Source organism: Mesorhizobium sp. WSM4813, assembly GCF_055811555.1.
Genome location: NZ_JBVVQU010000071.1, coordinates 1 through 22,834, shown reverse-complemented (window position 1 = coordinate 22,834; position 22,834 = coordinate 1). Strand labels below are relative to the sequence as shown.

General features: G+C 59.1%; 14 protein-coding genes and 2 pseudogenes. 11 read left to right on the top strand and 5 right to left on the bottom strand.

Annotation, left to right across the window (positions count from 1 at the left end):
• Positions 1-77 precede the first annotated feature (77 nt).
• Positions 78-1,115 (bottom strand): AraC family transcriptional regulator, encoded by a 1,038-nt coding sequence (locus AC0L25_RS28625; RefSeq protein WP_473598551.1) that lies wholly within the window; start codon positions 1,113-1,115, stop codon positions 78-80.
• Positions 1,116-1,321: 206 nt separating this feature from the next.
• Between AC0L25_RS28625 and AC0L25_RS28620 the strand changes: the two genes are divergently transcribed.
• The 7 genes and pseudogenes from AC0L25_RS28620 (at position 1,322) to AC0L25_RS28590 (ending at position 8,187) form a co-directional block, all read left to right on the top strand.
• Entirely contained in the window at positions 1,322-2,149 is an 828-nt protein-coding gene (locus tag AC0L25_RS28620; RefSeq protein ID WP_473598550.1) for an alpha/beta fold hydrolase, read from the top strand.
• 346 nt (positions 2,150-2,495) lie between these two features.
• Entirely contained in the window at positions 2,496-3,329 is an 834-nt protein-coding gene (locus tag AC0L25_RS28615) for a MurR/RpiR family transcriptional regulator (RefSeq protein ID WP_473598549.1), read from the top strand.
• A gap of 923 nt (positions 3,330-4,252) precedes the next feature.
• Entirely contained in the window at positions 4,253-6,031 is a 1,779-nt protein-coding gene (gene ligD, locus AC0L25_RS28610) for a DNA ligase D (RefSeq protein WP_473598548.1), read from the top strand.
• Between the two features lie 115 nt (positions 6,032-6,146).
• Entirely contained in the window at positions 6,147-6,899 is a 753-nt protein-coding gene (locus AC0L25_RS28605) for a thermonuclease family protein (protein WP_473598547.1), read from the top strand.
• Positions 6,900-7,139: 240 nt separating this feature from the next.
• Positions 7,140-7,355 (top strand): annotated as a pseudogene (locus AC0L25_RS28600) (transposase domain-containing protein); the annotation flags it as partial.
• A pseudogene (locus AC0L25_RS28595) lies at positions 7,352-7,561 on the top strand (plasmid pRiA4b ORF-3 family protein); the annotation flags it as partial. The pseudogenes AC0L25_RS28600 and AC0L25_RS28595, both read left to right, overlap by 4 nt.
• Positions 7,552-8,187 carry a plasmid pRiA4b ORF-3 family protein gene (locus AC0L25_RS28590; protein ID WP_473598560.1) on the top strand — a complete coding sequence of 212 codons (636 nt, stop codon included), beginning with the start codon at positions 7,552-7,554 and terminating at the stop codon, positions 8,185-8,187. The pseudogene AC0L25_RS28595 and the gene AC0L25_RS28590, both read left to right, overlap by 10 nt.
• A gap of 429 nt (positions 8,188-8,616) precedes the next feature.
• On the opposite strand, the gene AC0L25_RS28585 is transcribed toward AC0L25_RS28590, so the two are convergent.
• Positions 8,617-8,898, bottom strand: coding sequence for a hypothetical protein (locus AC0L25_RS28585; RefSeq protein WP_473598546.1), 282 nt, complete (start codon positions 8,896-8,898; stop codon positions 8,617-8,619).
• A gap of 1,442 nt (positions 8,899-10,340) precedes the next feature.
• On the opposite strand from AC0L25_RS28585, the gene AC0L25_RS28580 reads away from it, so the two are divergent.
• The 4 genes from AC0L25_RS28580 to AC0L25_RS28565 all read left to right on the top strand — a co-directional run bounded on the left by AC0L25_RS28580 (position 10,341) and on the right by AC0L25_RS28565 (position 21,504).
• On the top strand, positions 10,341-11,051 hold the full coding sequence (locus AC0L25_RS28580; protein WP_473598545.1) for a Crp/Fnr family transcriptional regulator: 711 nt from the start codon (positions 10,341-10,343) through the stop codon (positions 11,049-11,051).
• Between the two features lie 17 nt (positions 11,052-11,068).
• On the top strand, positions 11,069-11,308 hold the full coding sequence (locus AC0L25_RS28575; protein WP_473598544.1) for a DUF6894 family protein: 240 nt from the start codon (positions 11,069-11,071) through the stop codon (positions 11,306-11,308).
• 667 nt (positions 11,309-11,975) lie between these two features.
• Positions 11,976-20,510 carry a hypothetical protein gene (locus tag AC0L25_RS28570; RefSeq protein ID WP_473598543.1) on the top strand — a complete coding sequence of 2,845 codons (8,535 nt, stop codon included), beginning with the start codon at positions 11,976-11,978 and terminating at the stop codon, positions 20,508-20,510.
• Between the two features lie 97 nt (positions 20,511-20,607).
• Positions 20,608-21,504: a carbon-nitrogen hydrolase family protein gene (locus AC0L25_RS28565; protein ID WP_473598542.1), complete on the top strand. Its 897-nt coding sequence runs from the start codon at positions 20,608-20,610 to the stop codon at positions 21,502-21,504.
• Between the two features lie 184 nt (positions 21,505-21,688).
• On the opposite strand, the gene AC0L25_RS28560 is transcribed toward AC0L25_RS28565, so the two are convergent.
• From AC0L25_RS28560 to AC0L25_RS28550, 3 genes are all read right to left on the bottom strand, one after another.
• The gene (locus AC0L25_RS28560; protein WP_473598541.1) at positions 21,689-22,189 is read right to left on the bottom strand and encodes a hypothetical protein; all 501 of its coding nucleotides are present in this window, start codon (positions 22,187-22,189) and stop codon (positions 21,689-21,691) included.
• A gap of 89 nt (positions 22,190-22,278) precedes the next feature.
• Positions 22,279-22,572, bottom strand: coding sequence for a hypothetical protein (locus AC0L25_RS28555; RefSeq protein ID WP_473598540.1), 294 nt, complete (start codon positions 22,570-22,572; stop codon positions 22,279-22,281).
• 36 nt (positions 22,573-22,608) lie between these two features.
• Positions 22,609-22,834, bottom strand: a 226-nt coding sequence (locus AC0L25_RS28550; RefSeq protein ID WP_473598539.1) for a hypothetical protein, incomplete at its 5' end; no start/stop codon positions are given.

Genomic DNA, 22,834 nt, shown 5'->3' with positions numbered 1-22,834 from the left:
TCCATAGAGAGGTACTTCGACTTCGCGGCCCTCGCGGAGATGCACTCGGCAACAGCCGTTGACCATCGTCAGGATGGCTACTTCTCCGGTGTGGTCTGGACTTGTCGGAAACGCAGCGGAGACATCCCCGTCCAGCGCTTGAAGGCGCGGCTGAAGCTGGCTGCTTCGGTAAAGCCGACAAGTTCGGCAACGCGCTCAATCGGCAGCACGCCGGTCGCTAGCAGGTAACGCGCATGCTCTTCGCGCGTATTGTCGATCAGTCGCTGAAAGCTCAAGCCCTGCCGCGCCAGCCGTCTGTGTAGAGTGCGTTCCGACACGTGGAGACGCCGGGCAGCCTCGGCGACATCAGGCATTTGCCGCCCGGCACGGACTAGCAATCCATAGAGTTGCCCAACGAGGCCTTCCTCGGTGCGCGTTCGCGCCAGAAGAGTTTCACACAAGCGTTTATAGGTGTCTTCAAGCAAAGGGCTTGCCAGTGGCAGGGTCTTGTCGCCGGCGCCGGGTTTGAACACCCACCGTGTATGCGGCGCTCCAAAGATGACCGGAAACCCCAGTATGTCCTCGCACCGGCACCAGTTCCTTGGACGGTCTAGGGCTATTTCGACGTGCGACATTAGATTGGAATCCTGCCACATATCGGTGAGCAGGCGGGTGACGCAACTCAGCGATCGTTCGAGTTGTTGCTCACGAATGTCGATTGGCGTTCCGGAAGCGTCACCCGAAATTCCAACCAACCCCCCATCCTCGTATACCAGGCCGTAGCTGATCAGCGATGGACAGAGATCCTGGAAATGCATGGCATTGCGAAGGGCGCCAGTCGTGTCGGACGCTGCCAGGGCCGCCATGCCTAGCGGACCCATCGTAAGGATGTGGAACTGCAATCCGGTGCTGAAAGAGGCTCCCGGCTCGCCACTCGTAGCTTTGGCAAAAGCCCGCTGCAGCCGAAGCTCGTCGACCCCGCTCAATTCACCGTTCGGGTCGTCAAATACTGCCGGATCGACACGTGCTACTTCGGCGAGGTTCACCCAATCAATCCCCATTTCCCCCGCAACCTGGCGCATAATCCGCGCGCTGTAATTGGGCAGGCGTGTGCTCGCCAGGTTCTCTACACGCATTGCGTTGTCTCCCTCCAAATGCCGATGACCGAGTGCGAGTTGGTGCAAGATTGCACTGCCGCGCCGCTGCTATGGCAGGCCCGGTCATGAACATGGCAGTTTCGGTCATTCAGTCGGCAGCGCCGCAGGCTAGAGTAGTGCCTGACATAAGTATGTGACGTCCACGCAGGGGCGAAATCATCCTTAGCGAGAGCAGGGCGGGTTACATGCCGAGAGTAAACGTCAATAACACCGAATTGTATTACGAAGAAAGTGGCGACAAAACAGCACCCGCTATCCTGCTGGCGCACTCGTTGTTCTTGGACCATAAAATGTTCGAGCATCAGATCGCGGCCTTTTCCCGATCCTACCGCGTCGTTGCCTATGACCAGAGGGGTCACGGACATAGCTCGCATCCCTATGATGGCGACTATGATATGGACACGTTGTCGGAAGACTCCGCGGAGCTGATCAAGCGGTTGGGTCTCGGACCCGCTCATGTAGTCGGCAATTCAATGGGAGGGTTTGTCGCCATGCGGCTAGCCGCTCGTCGACCCGAATTGGTCCGGTCGGTGGCAGTTCTTGGGTCTTCATCGGAGCATGAACACAAAGCGCAGGAGTTTCGGCCGCTCGTCGAGGCGCTTAAAGCCAATGGTGGCGCGGCGGTGGTCGACAGCCTGATGCACATCATGTTCGGAGATACTAGCTTGTCTGATCCCGCGAAGGCAGGGCTTCGCTCGCGCTGGCGAGCACACCTGGCTGCGATGCCGCGCACGATTGGCGACGCCGCGCATGCCGTTGTCGAACGGCGCGGTGTGATTGACGAACTGCGTGACGTCGTCATGCCAATCGTGGCAATCGCCGGCGCTGAGGATCATGCATATTCGGTCGCACTGTCCAAGAACATTGCCGAAGCAGCGCCCGACGGCAGCTGCGTCGTGGTGGAAAGCACCGGCCATTCCGTTGCGCTCGAGTCACCGGCCCCTGTGAACGTACATCTGCTCGCCCATTTCCGGAGGGCCGACACAAAGCGTGCGACGGGCGCGAGCGCATAGCCCAACTATCCTGCCAACCAGCCTTCGAACATGTGCCGCAGAATTCGGAGAGACGGACAAGTGACAACATGGGAGAACCACCTGAAAACGGGTCAGCAACCGAGCGACCATTCTCCGCAGATCGGCTCAGCGTGTCATCTCGCCATTTGTGTTTTTATATTGCTGTACGTCGCAGGCGCCTTCTCGAGGAAGCCGCACCGACAGAAACATCTCTAAACAACACTTAACCTCGCTCCGCTCCGGCGCTGTTTTATGCTGAGGAAACCAGATCTGCTCCAACAGTACAGCTGGCACTAAGTCTGAAGTCGCCGACCGGCCGGCTGGTCAAAGTCAAAGGGTTGCGAATATGGAAATGGGCTCATTCAGTAATTTGCTGCTGTCCGAGTTCGCATTGATGCCGCCCAAGCTTCAGGTGGTGGCGCAGTATGTTCTGAATTATCCGGAAGATGTTGCACTTGTGTCTATGCGAGAACAGGCGCGTAGGGTGGGGGTTTCCCACTCGACGATGGCAAGACTCGCCAACTGGTTAGGACTAGAGGGATACGAAGAGATTCGAGAGGCCTGTGCCGCGGTCCTTCGAGATTGCCGAAAGAGTTGGTCTCCTCCCGAGGCGCTCGTTGATCAGGCGGGCGGCCTAACTGCCGATGTCCTCGTGGATGCGATAGCAATGGATGTGTCAGCATTGGCTGAGCGGGCCAGCGCCGGTCAACTTGCCAGGATGGCCACCAGGTTCGCACAGGCTCGACGTGTCTTTTGCCTTGGTCTTGAGCCCGCTGGGATAATTGCTCACCATTTTCACCGTGCAATTGGGCAGCTCGGCAGAGAAGCATATCTGGTCGATTCGGAGGACAAACGTTCTATCGACCTTGTCCGGCGTGGAGGGGCAGGGGATGCGTTCCTTGTCATCGGTCCCGGACGTAGCGCTGCCACTGTACTTGGGCTGGTTCAGCATTTAACGCGTCGAGGAGTAGCAGTAGCCGCGATAACTGACAGCACAGTATCTCCGCTGGTACTACACTCGCAGTATTGGGTCGTGGTAAAGACAGGCCAGCGTTCTCATTTCTCTAGCATGGTTACAATACTTACCGCTGCGGAAATATTGGCGGCTCTAATAGGTCCGGACCATTTGTCCGGCAATGCCTTTCCACATGAAGCCCGGGCCAAAGCGCCGACCGCATGACCGCCGGTCCTCTTGCTTCACGGTTCCGAACTCGCCTTTTCCTGCGCACCAGATCGAGCCATTCCGTGAGCTGACGAAATTGATCGGCCGCCGCGGCCAACCGGGGGATACCTTGTGGTCTTTCGTGGCCACGGACGTCAATTGGCTGAGCGATTTACGACCAGAGCAGAAAAGTCTGCTTTGTACTACGACAGCCTTGCTTCGACTCCCGCCGTTATGAATTTAGCCCTCGTCTAGCCACCGGCCGGATCGTTCTGATTTCGCAAGCCGCCTAACCGGATGACCTGCCGTTCTCTAGCCGATGGGTTTTGTGAGGTTCACCTGATCGATCATCGCGTCCATGCAGGGTTGCACTGCGCGGTGCCACATAGAACGTGGTCCACTTCAGGAATTCCAAGGCGGCACCCTCGATATCGTTGCAATGATAGATGATGCCGGAGCGGCTGGACCTTATAGAGACCGGCGGGGAGAACCATTGGAGAGGAGATAGGCGCGGAACATTCGTGTTGGTCGAAGGCAACGAACAACGAGGAATACGGCCTCAAATACGATGAGTTCGGTAAGCTGGCCTGTTGTCTCGCTCAGATCAGGACCGTTTTGGGGGACCGCAGCGATGGTTGCCTTTATGGAAACGACCTGGCCAAGCTGGGCGTCTCGGAGCGCCAGTCGAACCAGTTCCTTGGCCGTGCGAGACGGCCCGTGTTCCACCTGATCGTCCTCAGCCCCCGCCGCAGTCAGAACCGAAAAGGCATAAGCAATGTATCCAATCGTACAAAGACTGGAGGGTCACGAACTTTTGATTGAAATTGCTGCGGGGGATCGGGCCATCGGAACGCCCGATTACCCCGTGGCCTCCCCGGTCGGCTCTGTTCTGGAACCTCTTCAACTGCAGGAGGGTTGATGCGAAGGTTCAGGAGTGTGTCATGAGGTTCAAGGCCGGGGATGGTCGCCTTTCCTTCGTTGAGTTTCAGTCGCCCACGCTGGTCGAGAAGGCGCCTGCGGGCAGCGAATGGCTTCACGAGATCAAGTACGACGGCTATCGCACCGAGCTGATCATAGAGAGCGGTACAGCAAGGGCCTTCACGCGTCGCGGCTACGACTGGTCGCATCGATACAAGAGAATTGTCGAGGCAGCAGCGGGCCTGCCGGTCAAGGCAGCGATCATCGATGGCGAGGCTGTTGTCCTCGGCGAGACCGGGCTGCCGGACTTCCAAGCCTTGGAGCGGGAATTGGGTAACCCAGACTCGGCGAAGGTCATCTTCTATGCGTTCGACCTTCTGCACCTCAACGGCCGCGACCTTCGGCAACTGCCTCTGGCGAAGCGGAAGGCCGCGCTAGACAAGCTTTTGAAGGAGACGGCTCCAACGCTGACCTATGCCGAGCATTTGGACGTGAGCGGCAAGGACGTGTTCGAACATGCCTGCCGGATGGGTTTGGAAGGGATCGTCTGCAAACGCGCGAATGCCCCCTATCGCTCGGGCGCCCAGGGCAGTTGGGTCAAGGTGAAGTGCATCAAGAGTGACACCTTTCCCATTGTGGCTTTCGTCGAAAAACTCGGCGCTCAGCCGCGCCGGATTGCGTCGCTTTACATAGGCCGCTGGGAAGGCGATCGCCTGCTCTACGCTGGCAAGGCCCGCAGCGGCTACACCTTAAGCGTAGCGCAGTCAGTTCGAGAGCGGCTTGACCCGCTCATCATCGGCAAGTCACCCCTGTCAGAGCCGATCGTGAAGCCGAAGGCGACATGGGTCAGACCAGATGTGCTGGCCGAGGTGCAGTTCAGCGGCGTCACTGATCGCGGTGTGCTGCGCGAGGCAGTGTTCAAGGGCTTGCGTGAAGACCTCGTGGCGATCCCGGCCAAGCCTCCTGCTCCATCAAAGCGACGAGAAGCAGCCCGAGAACATGGGGTCCCCCGCGAGAACATCCTGCAACTGCTACCCGATGCGGTGTCCCCCTCCAAGGAAGCGCTTGCGGGCTACTGGGAGAAGGTGGCCGACCGAGCACTCGTCCATCTGGGCCGTCGACCTCTCAAGCTGGTTCGCCATACCCGTGGGGCCACGTTCTTCCACAAGGGCGATCTGCCGAAGACCCCCTCTGCCGTGCATCAGCTTCGCGTCCAGAAACGCGAGGGTGGCGAAGGCGTCCGCGTCTGGGTGGATGACCTCGCTGGCTTGCTGGGGCTGGTCGAGATGGATGCTGTAGAGCTGCACCCGTGGAATGCTACCGTCGAGGACATCGAGCATTGCGACCACATTGTACTGGATCTCGACCCCGGCGAGGGGATCGAATGGAGTGAGGTTATTGAGACCGCGCTGGCTCTGCGCGACATCATGGAAGCGGAGGGTTTGGAGAGCTGGCCGAAGGTGACCGGCGGCAAAGGCATTCACTTGATGGCCCCGCTTGAGACCAGGATCACGCACGACAGCGCTCGGCTTTTGGCCCGGTCGCTTGCCGACCGCCTCGTTGAAATCCGTCCGGATCGTTATCTGCTGTCAGCTGCCCCTGCAGCCCGAAAAGGCCGCATCTTCATCGACTACCTCCGCAACGGCCGCGGCAACACAGCGGTCGGAGCCTTCTCCCCACGAGCCCGACCCGGTTTCCCGATCGCCCATCCCGTGACATGGACGCAGGTTGAGCGGCGTATCCGCCCAGATGCGTACGCCATCGATCATCCATTCAGGGCGGCTGCCAGAAAGGCGGCGTGAAGGGGGACCATCTCGTTGGTGCCGACGATGGCGGTTTCCCGGTATTTGTGATCATATCCGCCGTATGGGTGGGACAAGGCGATATCGGTCGAGGGGGCGGCGGTCGGCCGTGCCAATGCGGCTGGTTCTCGTAACCGTGGCTGCTGTCGCCGCTGCTATCACGCAGTACGTGCTACAGAACGGCGAAGGCGTTCATCTCGCCGCATCTAATTGGATTGGGCCGACCCCCGCACCGATCACAGGTGTGGCGTCGGTAATCGACGGGGATACGGTCGAAATCCACGGCCAAAGAATTCGCTTCAATGGGATCGACGCGCCGGAATCTGCCCAGCAATGCGACGATGCCAGGGGTTTTCGCTATCAGTGCGGGGCGAAAGCCGCTGCCGCGCTCGACTCGTTCCTAGCCGTCTCCAGGCCGGTACAATGCACCTTCATTTCGTGGGATCGATACGGCCGATACGTCGGCGACTGTTTGCGCGCCGACGGTGCAAATGTTGCAGCTTGGCTCGTCGAGCATGGGCAAGCCATAGATTGGCCTCGATACAGCAATGGAGCCTATGCCGGGCAGCAGGCGAAAGCCGAGGCGGCAAAGATCGGCCTATGGGTCGGAACGTTTCAGGCGCCTTGGGATTGGCGCGCCGATCATAGCGACTCGAATAACGGGGGAACTTCCTCGGTCGTTTCCCTGCTCAATTTGGGAACCGCCTGCAATATCAAAGGAAACATCAGTTCGACCGGTGAGCGCATCTATCACATGCCGGGACAGAAATATTACAGCAGGACGGCGATCTCGACGGGGAAGGGCGAGCGCTGGTTCTGTAGCGAGGCGGAGGCGCGTTCGGCGGGATGGCGCAAAGCAAAAAAGTAATTGAGCCGCACGTTGGCGACGATCCGCACCCCAGACAGCGATGTCGCCCTACTCCCGCGCATCACATCACCGCTCGGCGTTGTAGGGATGAGCAGATCCGAAAAGATCCGCGAACTGGCGAAATCGGGCATGACCACGGCCGAGATCGCTCGCACTCTCGGCATTCGATATCAGTTTGCTTATGGAGTGCTTAGGAGTGCGGGTGTCGGCGCAAAAGACAGCCAAGAACGCTCGTCGAATGCGACTGCGGCAAAGCCAGGCTTGGCGCTGAGCCGCAACGCATGGCTCTTCGCCGGTTCAGACCGAGGCGCCCAGCGCGTCGCCGTCATGTACGACGTCGACCCGCAGGCTTGGCTTGCCGACGTGCTCGCTCGCATCGCCGATACGCCGCAGAACCGGCTGACCGATCTCCTGCCGTGGAACTGGAAGGCGCAATCTGCAAGATTGGCGGCATGAGCAACGTCGATCGCATCGCCCGTATCAAGATCCAGCTCGATGACTGGCAGCCCGCCATCTGGCGGCGCGTCGAGGTGCCGATGACGGCAGCGCTCAAAGCGCTGCACGACGTCATCCAGGCGGCCATGCCGTTCGACGACTATCACCTCTTCGAGTTCCGGGCAGACGGAAAGCGCTATGCCATCCCCAATCCCGAATGGGACAACATGCGCGACAGAACCTATTCCGCCAAGACCATGCGGCTCGGCGCGCTCGTCGATCGGGCATCACCAAACTTGCTTATACCTACGACTTCGGCGACGACTGGCGGCATAGGGTCACGATCGAGGCGATCGCTGACGCCGATCCAGCTCTCGAATATCCCCGATACATGGACGGCGCCTGTCGCGCTCCACCAGAAGATGTTGGCGGCATCCCCGGCTTCGAACTGTTCCTCGACGCCATCGCCGATCCATCGCACGAGCAGCATCGCGAACTCAAACGCTGGCACGGACGCCTGTTCGATCCCGAGCGTGTCGCTGAAGACGAAATCATCACCCGGATGCAAAAGCTCACCAAACGCCGCTCTCGGCAAGGCGGGCTTCCAAGAGCCGGAGCCAGCCACGCATCACGAATCGGTCGCGGCCCTCACCGGACCTCACCGGGCCTCACCGGAGGCTTACGATTTACCAGCCCTGTTCGGTATTCATGCGGCCTCCCTCGTCCCTGCGTGACCGGCAGAAACCTGCTGGAACGACCGGTTAGGCCGTCGAGCTCGGTTCCTCTCAGCGTCGAGCAATTCGTCCTCCCCGGTCAAGCCGTTCATAAACAGCTTGAGCAAACGCGAAGCTAAGCGCTCCCCTTCTTGCGAAAGATGGGAAACGCCGCGCTCTTTGCAGACTGTCTGAAAAACCTGGGCGAGCATCTCAATTTCGCTCGGCCCCAAAAATCGACCTGGATATGGCATGACGTTCTCTCTTGAAAAGTTACTGCGGCCAGCAAATGGTCAAATCACGTCCGGCACGCAATTACCTATGATAGCGGCGCCTCGATTCTGCCGGTTCCAAAGGAACGCCAGATTCCGCTGCTCCCCGGCAAGGGCTGAAAAAGTCCGGCGCACCATGACCTGCCTGCAGAAGCTCAGGAGGTTCGATAGTGTCTCAATGAATTCGGCTCCCGACTCCGCAGTCGTTTGAAGCCTAGTTCGGCAATCGCACGAGCGTCGCTTTGCCCAAGCCGTATGCACTGGCGCGACCAAGACGCGGATCGAAGGCAAAGACGGTTACGGTCGAAGAAGAGCGCCGCCAAATTGCGCCCACAATCGCTCGCACTCTTTCGCCCTTAGGCTCGGCGTGCCCGGCTCGCCGTAGAAGATCATCGCGCCCCCTACGTCATATCCAAGCACCGAGGCGTTGGCGACGAACTGAATGGCCATTCCCAAGCTGATGGGACCGATTTTCGCCTCAGTTTTGTTGGTGAGGTCTATCACACCAAAAACTTCTGCATTCGCGCTCCTATCAGCCAGAACAGCTGTCGAGATCGCATTATTCACCGCAAGGAGCATTTTGAGTTAGTCGCCCGCTGACACGGCCCTCTTAACTCTCTGCCGCGAACTTTGTTCCCGAGCACCCGCTCCTGTTTCGCTTTTACTCAGCGGCTAGCCTGAACGCCCGGCGGACTTTTTGCACGGAACGTCCCGACGGGCTGAAGGTTCGGAAGCACGGCGCGCATTTCCCTCCCATGGCGAGTGCCGCTATCGGGGGTTGCCTCCGTGTGCTGCGAGACCAGCCCCGGGCGGTTGGACAGGGCGGGCCTGTTTCGCACTCTGACTGCTCAGCTTTTCAACCGTCGCGATGCTTGCTTTGGGAAGAACCTCGCCTTCGGAGTTAACTAGGATTTCAGGACGGTTTTTACTCGCCCCTAACATTTGTGATTCCGCTGTAACAGATCGCAGTCTTTCCTTGAGAGGAAAAGAAAAAACAGGTGGGGGCATACTGGAGGTGCGAAAAATGATGGACCACTTAAGGAACGGCGGCGGCCTGTTTGAGGTCGCAGTGGTCGCGGTCATGGCCTTGGCGGTTATCGGGATCATCCTCGTCATTGCCGTGGGGATTTACTGACGTTATTGACCCGCGCGATCTCATTGGAGCTTGAATGGGGAACCTAGCTAGCCATGGTCTTCGGTATTTTTGCCGGGCATCAATCGTCGGTCCATCGCAGGCAAGCGGCAAACACCAGCTATGAGCCCCGCAACTACTACGTCGTCCAACCTCAGATTGATGGCAAGAGCCGCGCGGGAAATGGTTACTTAAGACCGCTTTTCTGCGTGCTCCAGTCGCTCGAGTAACCGTTTGAGGTGATCCGGGAGGTCGGGATGGATCCGGACGTCGGCGACGAGCCCGCAAAACGCCTTGTCGCCTCGGAGCCCAACTGGCGCCTGACGTTGGCAACGAGCACTGCTTGCCCGTTCAATTTCTCCGGACATCATCAGACAAATCACCCTGTACCACCACTCTGGAAAGGTTTTGGGGTCAGGATGGTTCCCCACGCAATGCAATGAATGGGAGCTCAATTCCGAGGTACTCCTTTCCGCAATGCTCGGCGCAGGCGGCCCGGCACCATGGCTCTTCTTGGGCTCGAGCGCCTCAATGCGGGAGTGCCCGACGCAGCAGCAAATTCAGCAGGGGATTCAGTTGCCGCCCGGCAGACTGTTCGTTTGGAGAATGCGGTAGGGAAGCTTCTGGAGTAGACCGGGCATCACTCAGGCGCAGGCGATGGAGTTGATCTCGCTGCTGGGACGAATTGGTCCCCGCGGATACGAGAGGCGAAGGCCATCAAGGACGGCTGAGGCCGCCGGAACCGCCGCCGTAGGCGCCGTATCTGAGTTCTCGCCCTTCGCAGCAGGCCCGCTCGCCAAATGACATCGGGAACATTAGCGCCTGAACGAAGTTGGGCAGGTAACTCAACTGGTCACATAATTTGGCACATGTCCCTTCCCCTAATGTTTTGATCCGTAAGCTCCAGAACATCTCCGATCTCAGCCAGTCAGAGATTGCGGTTTTGGAAAACATCCCACTACTGAAGAGGGACTATAACGCCAATCAGGACATCGTGAGCGAGGGAGATCGCCCCATCCATTCATTTGTCGTCTTGGACGGCTTGGTGGGATCCACCAAATTTACCGGCGAAGGCAAACGGCAGATCACGTCGTTTTTTGTTCCGGGAGATATTCCCGATCTCCACGGAATGCATCTCTCGGTTCTGGATTGCACCTTCTCACCTCTCACGCGCGCCAGTCTGGGCTTCATGCGGCACGATGCTCTGCGAGCCATCTGCGACCAACATGCTTCCATAGCGACTGTGTTTTGGCGTTCGACGGTGATCGACGCAGCCATATATCGAGAGTGGGTCACCAACGTCGGACGGCGCGACGCCTATGCTCGTATGGCTCACTTTCTGTGCGAACTCATCGTCCGCCTACACTCTATCGGATGCATTAAGGACCATGTGGCGGACCTTCCGATCACGCAGGCAACACTTGCCGACGCATTGGGCTTATCTACCGTGCACGTGAACCGGACGCTTCAGGAACTTCGACGAAACGGTCTTATATTCAACGAGGGCTCGCGAGTTCATGCGGTCGACTGGGCTGGGCTCGTTCAAGCAGGAGATTTTGACACGACCTACCTGCACCAAAGGAACGCGAAAACGTTGTGAGGGCTGAGGTAGGCTCGATGGCGAGATATTTCTTTGACAGCGGTGACAGCGATGCGGTCATCAAAGATGAAGTAGGCATCGAATGTGCTGGGATCGAGGCGGCTCGTCGTGAGGCCATGCAAGGACTGATCGACTTGACCAGACAATTCCTCAGAGATTGCGACGGCCAGCAAATATTCATCGAAATCCGGGACGAGAATGGCGAAAAGCTGGCGAGGCTGACCCTATCTCTTCAGACGCAACTGAGGGATCAATGAGGTGGCCGATCCGCGCTGCCGGTGTCAGTTCAAACCCGTATGTTCAGCCTTCCTGTAGGAACGCCAACCGTCCTTCCCAATCTAAAGCCGGTCCTGTCGGGGCAGGATGAATGCCGCCCTTCATGCATCGCTGACACTAGCCAACACGGCAGGTCGCGGCCGGTCGGGCTTGTCACATTAGGCTTTAGGTCCGATTGCTGACTGTCACAAACGGTCGCCAGCGGCCCAGATGTTACGCCTGCCGACTTTAGCGCGTTACGTCACGCGGGGGGTATACCCCAATGTTGCGGCCAATCTCCACCTGTGTGTAGCACTCGGGTAGCCATAAGCGTTTAATTTTTCTGGTTTTTCAGCTGCATCAACACCTTAGCAGGGTGATGGTGCCCAGGGCCGCACTCGAAGGTCTCGATCGGGCTGCTTAACGATGCCATTCCAAATGGATTTTGTATTAAGCGCGCGAGGCCGTAGGCAGGTGCCTAATTGATCGGCAGTAAACGCGTCGGCCGCTTGGCCGGGTGAACTGCAGTTCGTTTTGCTGCGGCACTCCGGCTTGCCTACGTCGTCTAGTCATGACCGATGAACAAAGGATCCGTCGAAGTGGAGCGGCGCGGCCAGCCAAACGGCCTTTTTTGTTTAGTCTACGTGACCTTGGTCTTGGGAAGAAGCCATGAGCGCTGTTGACCTTGTTCGAGCACTAAAGGCCGCGGATCTCGCCAAGCAGGCTGCTGAGGTGGCTAAGCTTGCTGCCTTTGAGCAGGCAACGACTGCGGCGCGCGGCGAGGCAGATGCTCCTCCCCCAGGAGATACGCTAAACGGCTCAGCGTTTTCGGATAGCAGTGCCGCTACGGGGCTGCAGTTTGGGTCCCTTGGGCCTGGTAGGAAGGCGCAGTTTGCGGTTCCATTCCAAATGCCGGAAATTGCGCTCGTCAGTCCTGCCAGTCTTCAGCAGGATGAGAGCGAGACCGATGTTCCAGCCAATGTCGCGCCTGCCAATTATACCAGTGAGCCGGCTCCCGAGACATCGGAATTAGAAGGTGACGAGCCGACGTTCGAGGAACTGAACAGCCCGGACCAGCAGGCACTAAGAGAAATGTTGGAGGAGGCCCGGGCCGACCTTGCCAGCGAGGATCCGGAGACGATTAAGGCAGCGGAGATTGTCATCGCCTACGCCGAGGCTGAACTTTGGCAGGCCGAGACGGCGCGGCTCTATGAGCTTGCGCAGCAGCAGGCGGAGGAGACGGAAGCCGCTCTTGACGATGACAGCACAGGGGCTGGCGGGGCTGCTGATAGTGAACTGGGCGGCGTGGTTCCCGACGATAAGGTGATGATTGAGGGGGAACTCGTCGATCCCGACGTTGCCGAGGCGCTGATTGCGCAGCAGGTCGCGGACGCCAGGGCGGCTGAAGCGCAGGCGCAGGCCGACGCGGCGTCCGCGCGCCTGGCCCAGTACATTGCTGATCCCAATTATGCCGCTGCCGAGAGTGCGGCGGAGGCGGTGATCAACGCCCAGCCAGACGTGCTGCGCGCGGCAGGAATACCGGAGGGAATGGTTGTCGATTTCTCGCCAACCGACACCGCCGCAGAGGCGGAGGAGCGACTGGATATCGCCGAGGCGGCTGGCGATGCGGCGGCTGAGGCCTTGGACGCGGCCGAAGCGGCAGCGGCCGCCCTAGAGGGTGCGGCTGATGCGCCCGATGGGGGCCGCGATGACCTCTATGCCGAGGCAGGCGAGCACAGCGCTGCCGCCGGCCGTCTGTTGTCGGATGCCCAGATTCCTTTGCTGGAACGAACCATTGAGGACCAAGATGCGTATGTAGACACGCTCGGTGAAGACACTGAAGAACGCACCGAAGCCGAGACGACGCTTGAGAATCTGGAGGCTTTGCTCGAGAATTTGACATTCGCCCAGGAGCTTGCGCCCGCGAATGAGCAGTTGGCCGAGGCGTGGGGTGATCTGGTCACCGCCGAAGGCCGCGCGGAGCAATTTTTCGATTTTGGCGAGCAGATCATCGAAATTCTTCGCGACGATCCATTTTACGAGAAATATTTTCGTCCCGATGGATTCATTCACGAACTCGACCATAACGGCCGTGCCACTCTGCCCACCGGAGAGCTGGAGGGGTACGGATTCTTTGAGCGGGACGGCCAACTCTATGTAAGCATCGACTATGCAAACCGCGACGAACCTCTCGAGGTTCAGCTCACCTATGCTTCGGAGTCGCCGGAGTGGCGTTCAGAGGCACTCCTGGAGTTCGACCAACAGTGGGGCGAGCTGACTGGCGGCCTATCAGGCTCATTGGACGCCCATTCGCGTGCTGGCCTGAACGGCGCGCTCGATGCCCGCAACCCGGCATTGAATGAGTTCTACCTAGCCCAGGCCGACCAGCAGGAGTTAATCGCAGAACAGCTTGCGGGCCCTGCCGCCGAGGCTGCGGAGGCCTTTGAGGACGCGCGCGAGCAATATGGGGACGGCACGCTGGTTCCGCGCGGCGAGACCCCTGTGCAGATCCAGATCAACCCCGATCTCAATCTCGACGGACTAGACTTGAATCTTGGCGACTTCGATCTCGTCGATCTTGATGGGCGCTGGGTGCATCCCGACGTTGCGAATGCCTGGAGCACACTGAGTGACGCCTTAGGGCGCATTCAGCAGGGCGAGGATATCCAGGAGCGCACAGTAGCTCTGTTTCTTGAAGAGCACACACCTGAATATTTCGGTCTGCAGCAGGACGACTGGGAGCTGGAGGCCAAGAATATCATCGAAGATGGCGGTGTCATTGAACGGGACGGCAATCTCTATCTGGATCCATCGGTTTTGGACGGATCGGGGGTCTTGGACGGAATGTCGGAGGTGCAGCTCACCCTGGATCCATCGGTTCTTGACGGACCGGGGATTTTGCCCGGAATGTCGGAGGATCTGCTCACCGTTGAGCCGAACCATCCGCTCTCCTATTGGCTGGAGCAGGGGCGTACCGACGCCGGAGAGCGGCTTAACCAGGAGTGGGCGGATTTCCAGGGAGCCAACGAAGGCGACGGCTTGGAGAGCGCGCGCGAGACTTTGACCGAGGCCAGCGATGACTTTACGGCGTCGCTCGCTCAATTCGGCAGCGGGACGACCGAAGAACTGGCGGGTAGTTTGCCCGAAGGTGTGGAACCGGTGCTGGTTCCGATCGATGGAGAGCAGCGGTTTGTGCATCCCGAGGTGGCTGAGGCGCTGTTCACGTCGCTCGATCTCCAGATTGACGAGGTGAACCTCGCTCGCGAGCAAGCTCTGGATGCTGCGGATCTGGCCGATTTCCGGTCGACCCAGCCCTCAGTGCTTCCCGGCGACGATTACGCGGCAGTATACGAACAGCAAATGCAGGAAGCCTGGGACCACGAAAACGGTGACAATGCCGTGAATGATGCCCTGGGCCGTCTCGCCGACAGCATGGATGAGCGTAACACAGCGCACTCCAGTGCACTGGGAGCGGAAAGCGCCGGCCTGGAGGCCGAACACCCGGAGCTGGTTCTGCTCCATGACCTGATCGCGGCAGGCGATGGCGACGATCTGCTGACCGGGGATAATCTCGCCCCTGAAATAGAGCGGCTGCTTGAGACAGAAACGGGTCAGGCCTGGCAGGCGGCGTATCAGGAACTGGACCGGCTTGGCGGGGAGCGGGAAGAGATTACTAACATCCGGGCTGAGGCGGAAGCCTCCCGCGACTGGAAAGATTTCCTGCTGGAGGTGCCCCTTGAGGAGCGTCGCAACCCGGACAATTGGTTGGAACTGGAGTCACGCTTTGTTGAACAAAGTCCAGACGCGGCTGGCAGGACGCTTGCCGACCGGCAAAGCCAGTTGCCGGAACAAGTGACCATCAGTGACAACCTGGAAGAGGCGATCGGCATCGCGTTGGGCACCGACGATCGGAGCGTGATCGATCCTGTCGCCGACCAAATCCGCACGATCGGCGACGAAGGCGACAACGTCGAGATCAGCCTGCTCACCTACAGTGACAACGGCGTTCGTCCGACGGCGACATTCCAGGTGGAGAGTTCAACCGGCAAATCATGGCTGGTCTTTGAGGATGGCTTGAAATACCGCGATCTTGAAGACCTCCAGAAGAACGGCCCGATGTCCGAGAATGGCCAGCTCTATGTGCCACGCGTGCTAAGCGAGCCGGGTGCCGGCGAAGAGGCCGGCTATGAGTGGGTGCAGGCAGCCGACGGTCGCAGCACCACCGAACGGATTGTCGACCCGCTTGTCGGTCTGGGCACAGGTATTTCAACCATATTGGCCGTCTTCGTACCCGTCACCGCGCCTTTGACCGCACCACTTGCCTACGCGGGAGCGACCTATCTTGGCTCGGGTGCCATCGACAGGCTCGATAACTTGAGCGACCATGGCCGGTCACTCCTCAGCATCGAAGCGCTATTGGAAGGCGCCACAGTGGTGACGACCCTGCTGCCGGTGGCGTCGAGCTACTTCCGTTATCTTGGCCTCGTTCGCGCCGGCATGACCCCAGGGGGATCGCTGGCTGCCAGCATTGGTGCTGTCAATGCATCTCGTGCAGCCGATGCCGCTCTTCTCATGAGCAACGGCGACCCGTTGTTCACCGCAGCGCGGTGGTTGGACGGAGCCGCCATTTTATCCGGAGCGCCGCTGCTCGGTTATTCCGCGTATGACCTGATGGCGAATGCGGGCTACATGCCGGTCCTTGATTTGGCCAACGCCCTCGTGGGTTTGGGTACCGGTGCCTTCGGCACCGGTATGGGCTATCGCGGTTTTCGGGACACAATGCCAGGCCGGACAATGCAGCTTGCAGGTCCCTCTGGACAGCCCATCACCGCCCGGCTGCTCGGCGGCGCGCGTCCGACCGGCCCGGAAGATGTCTTCATTCCTTTCCACACGCCTGACACTGGTCAGCGGTTCCAATTCGTCAGGGATGACACGGGCGCGTACGTCATTCCGTGGCTGCGTGAACCTTTATCCTGGCAGCAAAGTCCGCAGCCGAAAAATGCCGCCCCTCGGCCTGCGCAACATGACAACGGCGTCCCGATCGTCACGCGCGAAAATCCAGCAAATCATGTGCGGCCGGAACAAGACGAGCCCTCTAACGCGCCGGCGCCATCGCCGCACTATTCCCAATTGCCTGAACGAGGGACGGGCGACTTGTTCACCTTGGTCGGCAATGATTTGGGACGGTCATCGCCCTATGCTACATTGCCGCCGCGCTACACGGGCGATCTGTCCTATACGAGCGGCAGCGGCTCTGAACCGCGCTGGCCGAGCTATCTGTTCGAGCAGCGAACCTCAGAGACCCTGTTCGGCAATATTGATCGGATTGCGGAGGCATCCTACACCTATGAACGTTATCAGCGTGACCTGCGTTATCACAACACACACGAAATGGCGCTTCGTTACGGTCCGGAGGCGCCGACGCCTCCAGCCTCTGCGATAAGGACTATTCTACCGGATATTCGTCTTGGCGTCTCCGCGCGAGTTCGTCTTTACGGTGGGGGGGTCGGGGTGGGATCACCGACTATGCTCTCGGCCGGCTTTGGTATCGGCACCAAAACGAATTACTCAGATGTGGTTTGGGCAGCTCGTTATAGCATGGCAGATCGCAGCACTACCGTTGCACGGAACACGTTTGCACAGGAAGCGGTGGTTTCACTACGACCCCAGGAATACCGCAATCTCACGGCCAAAGAGGCCGGTCTGTCACCAACTTCCACCCAGACCGCGTTTCCAGTCCGCGCCTCCGAACTTCTGCCCATTGGGGAAAGCAGCCTATTCACCAACTCCTCAGGGTATTACCCTGTTCTGCGAAAAGCAGCCGTCGTGGAGCGCACTCCAGACGGGGCTGCAAGCGTCGTAGAGGTGACTTATTCCATGTTAATAGCTGGTGAGGTGCCGCTAACGCCCCCTCAACGCGACTTTTTTAGCGTGCCAGCGGAAATAGCTGGCGGGTTTGTCCGACTCCTAGGGGAAGTGCCTTTCGACCGGGTTATGGCGGAATTCAAAGCTACACTTCGTCCGCCGGCCCTTGCCAGCCTGGTCGAAGCGGTCGCAACGTTGCCCCGATTTGGTTTCGAAACGCGCCGCGAAGCTGCGGTGAAGGACTTCCTTCGCCCCGGAGACATCATTTCACAGCCAAGCTTTGATCAGATACAGGCGACATTTGGAACTGGTCGTTTAAAGGTTCAGTTCGTGGTCGGAGATCACCGACTGGCCTCCGAGTTCGTGGCCGAGGTGAACAATCGAACTTCAGACAGTATCGATGTACTTCGCGAAATGGTCAGCAATGGCTTGGTTGACCGTGCAACTGCCGAATCGTTTGTGCGCAATCCGATTCAGAGTGGGTTCCGCCTCTCCGCAATTCCGGGTAAGCCCCTATTTCAGCTGCGTACGTTGCCGACCGGTAAGCGGGAGTATTTAATCGATCCGAAGGCACTGCTGCTCGACGTGATATTCAACGATCACTCGCGCTTATTGCCAATCAGTGTCGATCGCATGGCCACCTCAGCGGTGTACAAGGTCCAAAAAGCGCTTCGATCAATATTGCCTCCCAGCCTACGGCCAGACACACCGCCACAATCGCGCTATATGCCGACGACCAGGAATATTTATCGATCCCTTCATGTCGAAGATGGTGCAACGCCAGCGACGCGACATACCGTGTCGGTGGCAACGCGGCAGCTGCGGCTTGGACCGGTAGCTTTTTCAATAGAAGGCAGGTTACAGGGGAAAGTCGAGGCACCAGAAATTGCGCCAGTCGTTGCAACTGACAACCGCCTTCCCATGTCACTCACTTGCTCGGACGGGCGTGCGGGCACCCTGGAGGTTCCAGCTTGGCTCGCCCATACGCTGGAAATTGCTCAAGATGGCGCGGCAGCAATAATTCCCAGAGGAGCACGATCATCGTTCGACCGATTTCTCGGTGAATTGGAGGCGCAGGCTGATCCCGTCCAGCACGCGACAATCGCGCAGTTTCGTCAAGGGGCGGGCACTGCAATTCAGGATGCAAAGTTTCTTCGAACCCCAAAAGCCGATGAAGTCCGCGTTTTCCTGTCGCAATTTGTCTCCAGAGAGAGTGCAGGAGAAACAAATCCCCGTTCGCAAGCATCCGGCCCAGAATCACTTTCTGCTGCCTACCACCCAGCTGGACAGCCATACCCTTCCGCGGAGCCGCCCCTTCCCGCGACGTTTCGGATGCAACAAACGACGCCCTCAAACGCTCTCCCGAATTCTCTGCTTACGCCTTCCGGCGAGCCTCTGCGCTTGATGACAACGTTCCGTCCGCCGGAAGTCCGGCAGGTTCCCGGTTCGTCCCGCGTCTCAGGCCCGTTTGGACTAGTCTCCGGTATGTCGGGCGTTCATCTGACGTCTCAGACGCGGAGCGCGACCGCAAGCATCATTCCGGGGGAGTTGGAAGCAGGCCTGGCGGCGGCGGGGGTCAGCCCGGAACGCGCACGAGCTTTTGCGGCGGAGGTTAATCCGAACGCTAGGGAAACGATCGTTATACCTCGGACGAGCGGTGGATCGGAAGTCCACGATGCGTTGGGAGGGCATAGCCTGGTGCCGCCCTTCGGCCCCCAGAGCTTGAGGTCGCTATCGACAGAAGAGATTGCCGCGCTGAGCCTTGCTCACATACGCGGCCTGACGGTCGAACAGGTTGGCCAGCTAACGCTGGCGCAAGTTGCCGCGCTCACGCGTCGGCAATTGAAGGCGCTTTCGCGCGAACAGTTAGAAGCCTTCTCTGTGCAACAGATCAGGGTGCTGACGCGCCGGCAGGTAAGAGCACTGACAGCGCAACAGCTGTACAACATGAGCCCAGGTCAATTCCGCAAATTCACCCCGGAGCAATTCGGCTGGTTGACGCCTTTCCAGTTGGACGCGCTGTCTGTGGAGCATTTGAGGATGTTTCGGATGACCTACCGGAAGGACTTGGCGCCCGAACAGGCGGCCACGCTTAAGGAGCAATTGAGCAGGGCGAGATGGAAGGAGTTCAGGCATTCGGCTGCTACATTCGTCACCATGTCGACCTCGTCCTACATCCTCTACAGTACCGCGCCATCGCATTGGCTAGCGACGGCAGCAGCGGTGGGATTTGGGCTCGGCGGAGGAGTATTCCTCACTCAGTCCGCTTTCCCAAGCGCCACCGCCCTCAATACGACGTCAGGTCGCTGGCTCAACGGTGTTTCCGGTGCACGGTATGTGTTTACACTACCAGGCGGCGTCGCTGCTGCGCTGCAAGGCATAAATCCTTTGGTAAACTGGGCCTACACACTAGGTGGTGCTATATTCGGAGTGAAATCTATACGGCAGGCTGTAACTGGCAGAGTTGAGCTTCGAAATTTGAGCGAGCGTTGGGGGGAAGGCCTCTTCGTTGCAGGCTCTGTCCCTTATTTTTCGCAGTCCATCGGTTCGGGGTCGGTGCTAGGAGCCATTGGCGGAGCAGCTTTCGTTTACGGCTGCGGTTACTACATGGTGCGCGCTGGAAGGGACGACGTGATAATGCGCCGCCCTGTTCCCTCTACAGAGGTGGGGAACGCTGCCGCGGCGAAGTCCGAGGCAAGGTGGGCCACACACGATCGTAATGTGCTTGGAATAGCCTTCGGGGGCGGTATGCTGGCCTTCTCTCTGGAGGCCTTGCTTGCGCAACCCTGGGACGTCGCCGAAACGGATGATCCGGACGATTTGGACCCAGAACTACGGTCGCCGACTGAGGAAACCCAGCCACCGCGGCACCTCGGGGAAGAAATTGAAGCTCCTCCAGAGGCGCCGGAAAAACCGCAGCAGCCGAGGCAGCTTGGCGTTCTCGACGACCGTAGCGCTCAGACCGGCGAGGATGTAACAGACGGTGCTGGGAACGAATGGAGACCGCCCGAGGGATATGGTCCAAACGCACAGGACTATGCGGGCTGGCTGCCGGCTAGTCTAGCCGAGCCTGGGGCCGAAGGCGACCAGAACAGCGAAGGCCGTTTCAGTTGGGAGCTGGAGGAACAAGGATACGTCTGGGTGGAGGCGAGGTCTGGGCAGTCTATCCGCAGTATCGCGCGTTCTCGTGGACTTGGCGTCGCAGAAACGGTAATGCTCAACATGAATCATATAGATGACCCTAGCCGGATCTCACGGGGAGACAGAATTTACATTCCTTCTGGTGCTGTCGATCGGTCCGCTCTTGCGAATCGTAACCAGCGCGGGGCAAGCTCCTAAGCGCGGGCGCAATACGGACTATGATCGTGGAGTTCGCAATCGCGCCCTGCGGATCAACGCATTGCGCGGACTCGAGGACAAGGAAGTACAATGACAAATGCAGGTAGTACGCCAGCAGGAGCGCTGGAACAACGTGGCTGAGTTCGCTATCGCCGCCTGCCAAACGTCATGGCCCGCGGGCGACAATATCGACCGCCTCGGTTGCGAAATTTCCACCGTCAAGACGCGTTTCCCATGGGTTGGCATGATGCTGTTCGGTGAGCTCGTCCCGCTCGGTCCTTTTATCGAACGGGCCGTCGAGCTGCCCGGCCCAGCGGAAGAACGCCTTCGGGAGCTTGCGCGGCGCAACCGCATCTGGCTCGTTCCCGGGTCACTCTACGAACGTGACGGTGACAGAGTGTACAATACGACGATCGTCATCGATCCCGATGGCAATGTCGTCGGACGCTATCGCAAGCTTTACCCCTTCCTGCCATACGAGCGTGACGTCAGCGCAGGCAACGGCTTTCTCGTATTCGACGCACCCGACGTAGGGCGGATAGGCGTGCTGATCTGCTTTGACATCTGGTTCCCGGAGGTGATGCGCACGCTTGCTTGGTTGGGCGCTGAGGTGGTCCTCCATCCAATACTGACAAACACCCTCGACCGCGATGTCGAGTTGGCGATCGCACGCGCCAGCGCAGCCCAGCAGCAGTGTTACGTGTTCAACCTCAATAGCACCGGCGGGGATGATGGTCTGATGGGCTACGGCCGGTCCGCGGTTTTCGGCCCAGACGGCGAGATCATTCACCAAGCTGGCGCCGGCCCCGAGACAATTCCGGTCATTGTCGATTTCGAGCGCGTGCGCCGATCACGAGAACGCGGCTTGCATGGCCTCGGCCAGCCGTTAAAGAGCTTCCGGGAGGGCTGCCTTGCGTTTCCGCCATATGGCGGGGCGTCGTCCCCTGCACTTGACGCGCTTGGTCCGATCGCAATGCCGACGCCTCGGCTCTAGGTCGCCGGCCACACCAATTCCATGCTTTGCGATGTGGAACAGTCCTGTCGATTGGCTGGTCCTGGACCGATCTCGAGGGCCGGCCTGCCAGGGCCCTAACGCTATCTTCGCCCAGCAGTCTGGGAGCTTGCCCGAGAGGTCGATTCAGCGTTGACGTGTCGGCGGTTTCTTGGCGTTGAGTTCGCTACTCTGCAATGAACCTCGAACTGAATGGCAGGCTGGCGGCTCCGACGGCTTTCGGAGATAATTCGACGCTGGAGGCGATCGCCCGGATTGCTGGCAGTTGTTTCGCGAACTGCGCACACAGCTCTTCGCATACCTTGTGCGGCGCATAGTATGACAAGACTATGCTCGACACGGGGACAAATTGCGACAGCGCCTCAGTCGGTTGCTTTATTTGGCCTAAAACTTCGTCACGCCAGACCTCCTCGGCTTTTCCGTAGGACGGCCGGGAGGAACCTCGTTGCCAAAGTTCATCCGTCGAGGCCCCGCCACGGCGGATCGCGTCGAGACGCAGGATGCCCACGTCGAAGCTGGCGGCCGCGTTGGCGTTGTAGATCTGGTGGTTCAAGATCAGGCGGCAGTGCAGTCGGGCACCGAGATAAAAATACAGGTAGTCGGACATGCTCTTAGCGACGCCGAACATGCTTTCGCCTGCGGCGGCCGCCGTGATGTCATTTTTCACGTAGACCGAAATAACCTGTCTCCTGCTCGATTTCGTACTGCAGCGCGTCAAGCCGCCTTTTAGCCCTATGGCGCCAATTCTAATTCTGCCTAATCTTCCGGCAGCGCCAGCCCAATACCGGCTATCCTCTCGCGCGGGCCGATGGGCAGGATCGCGATGGCTTCCTTGATAGCCGACATGAACTGCGGATGATTGCTGTCCTGGGCAGGTTCCGACCTGGGCACGACGGCATGGAACCGCACCGATCCCACGAAATCGACAAGCACGACCTCAATTTGCCGATGGCCGACGCCTATGCCTATGGAGATCGAGGCTTCAAGGCGAAGAACTCTCTCTCGTAAGATGCTTTGGTGACAGAGCTGGAGATCGGCCGCCCATGTCATAGCATGGCCGCTGCCGCATGGTGACTTTGCGCTCGATCAATGAATGGCTGGTCTCTTGTTGATAAGCTTCGAAGCTCGACAGAGTGCATAAGAGATATGGTGCTTTGTCCATTCTAGTTCTTCTGGCGAATTGACAGTGTTGCGATCGAAAGCAGAAACATGCGCGGTGCCGGCGGGATCCTGTCTGATAATGTCCTGAAGGTTCTGCAAAAAGCTTTGGAGAGAGAACAGCCGTTTCTCTGAGGCGAGGGGCGGCCATGGC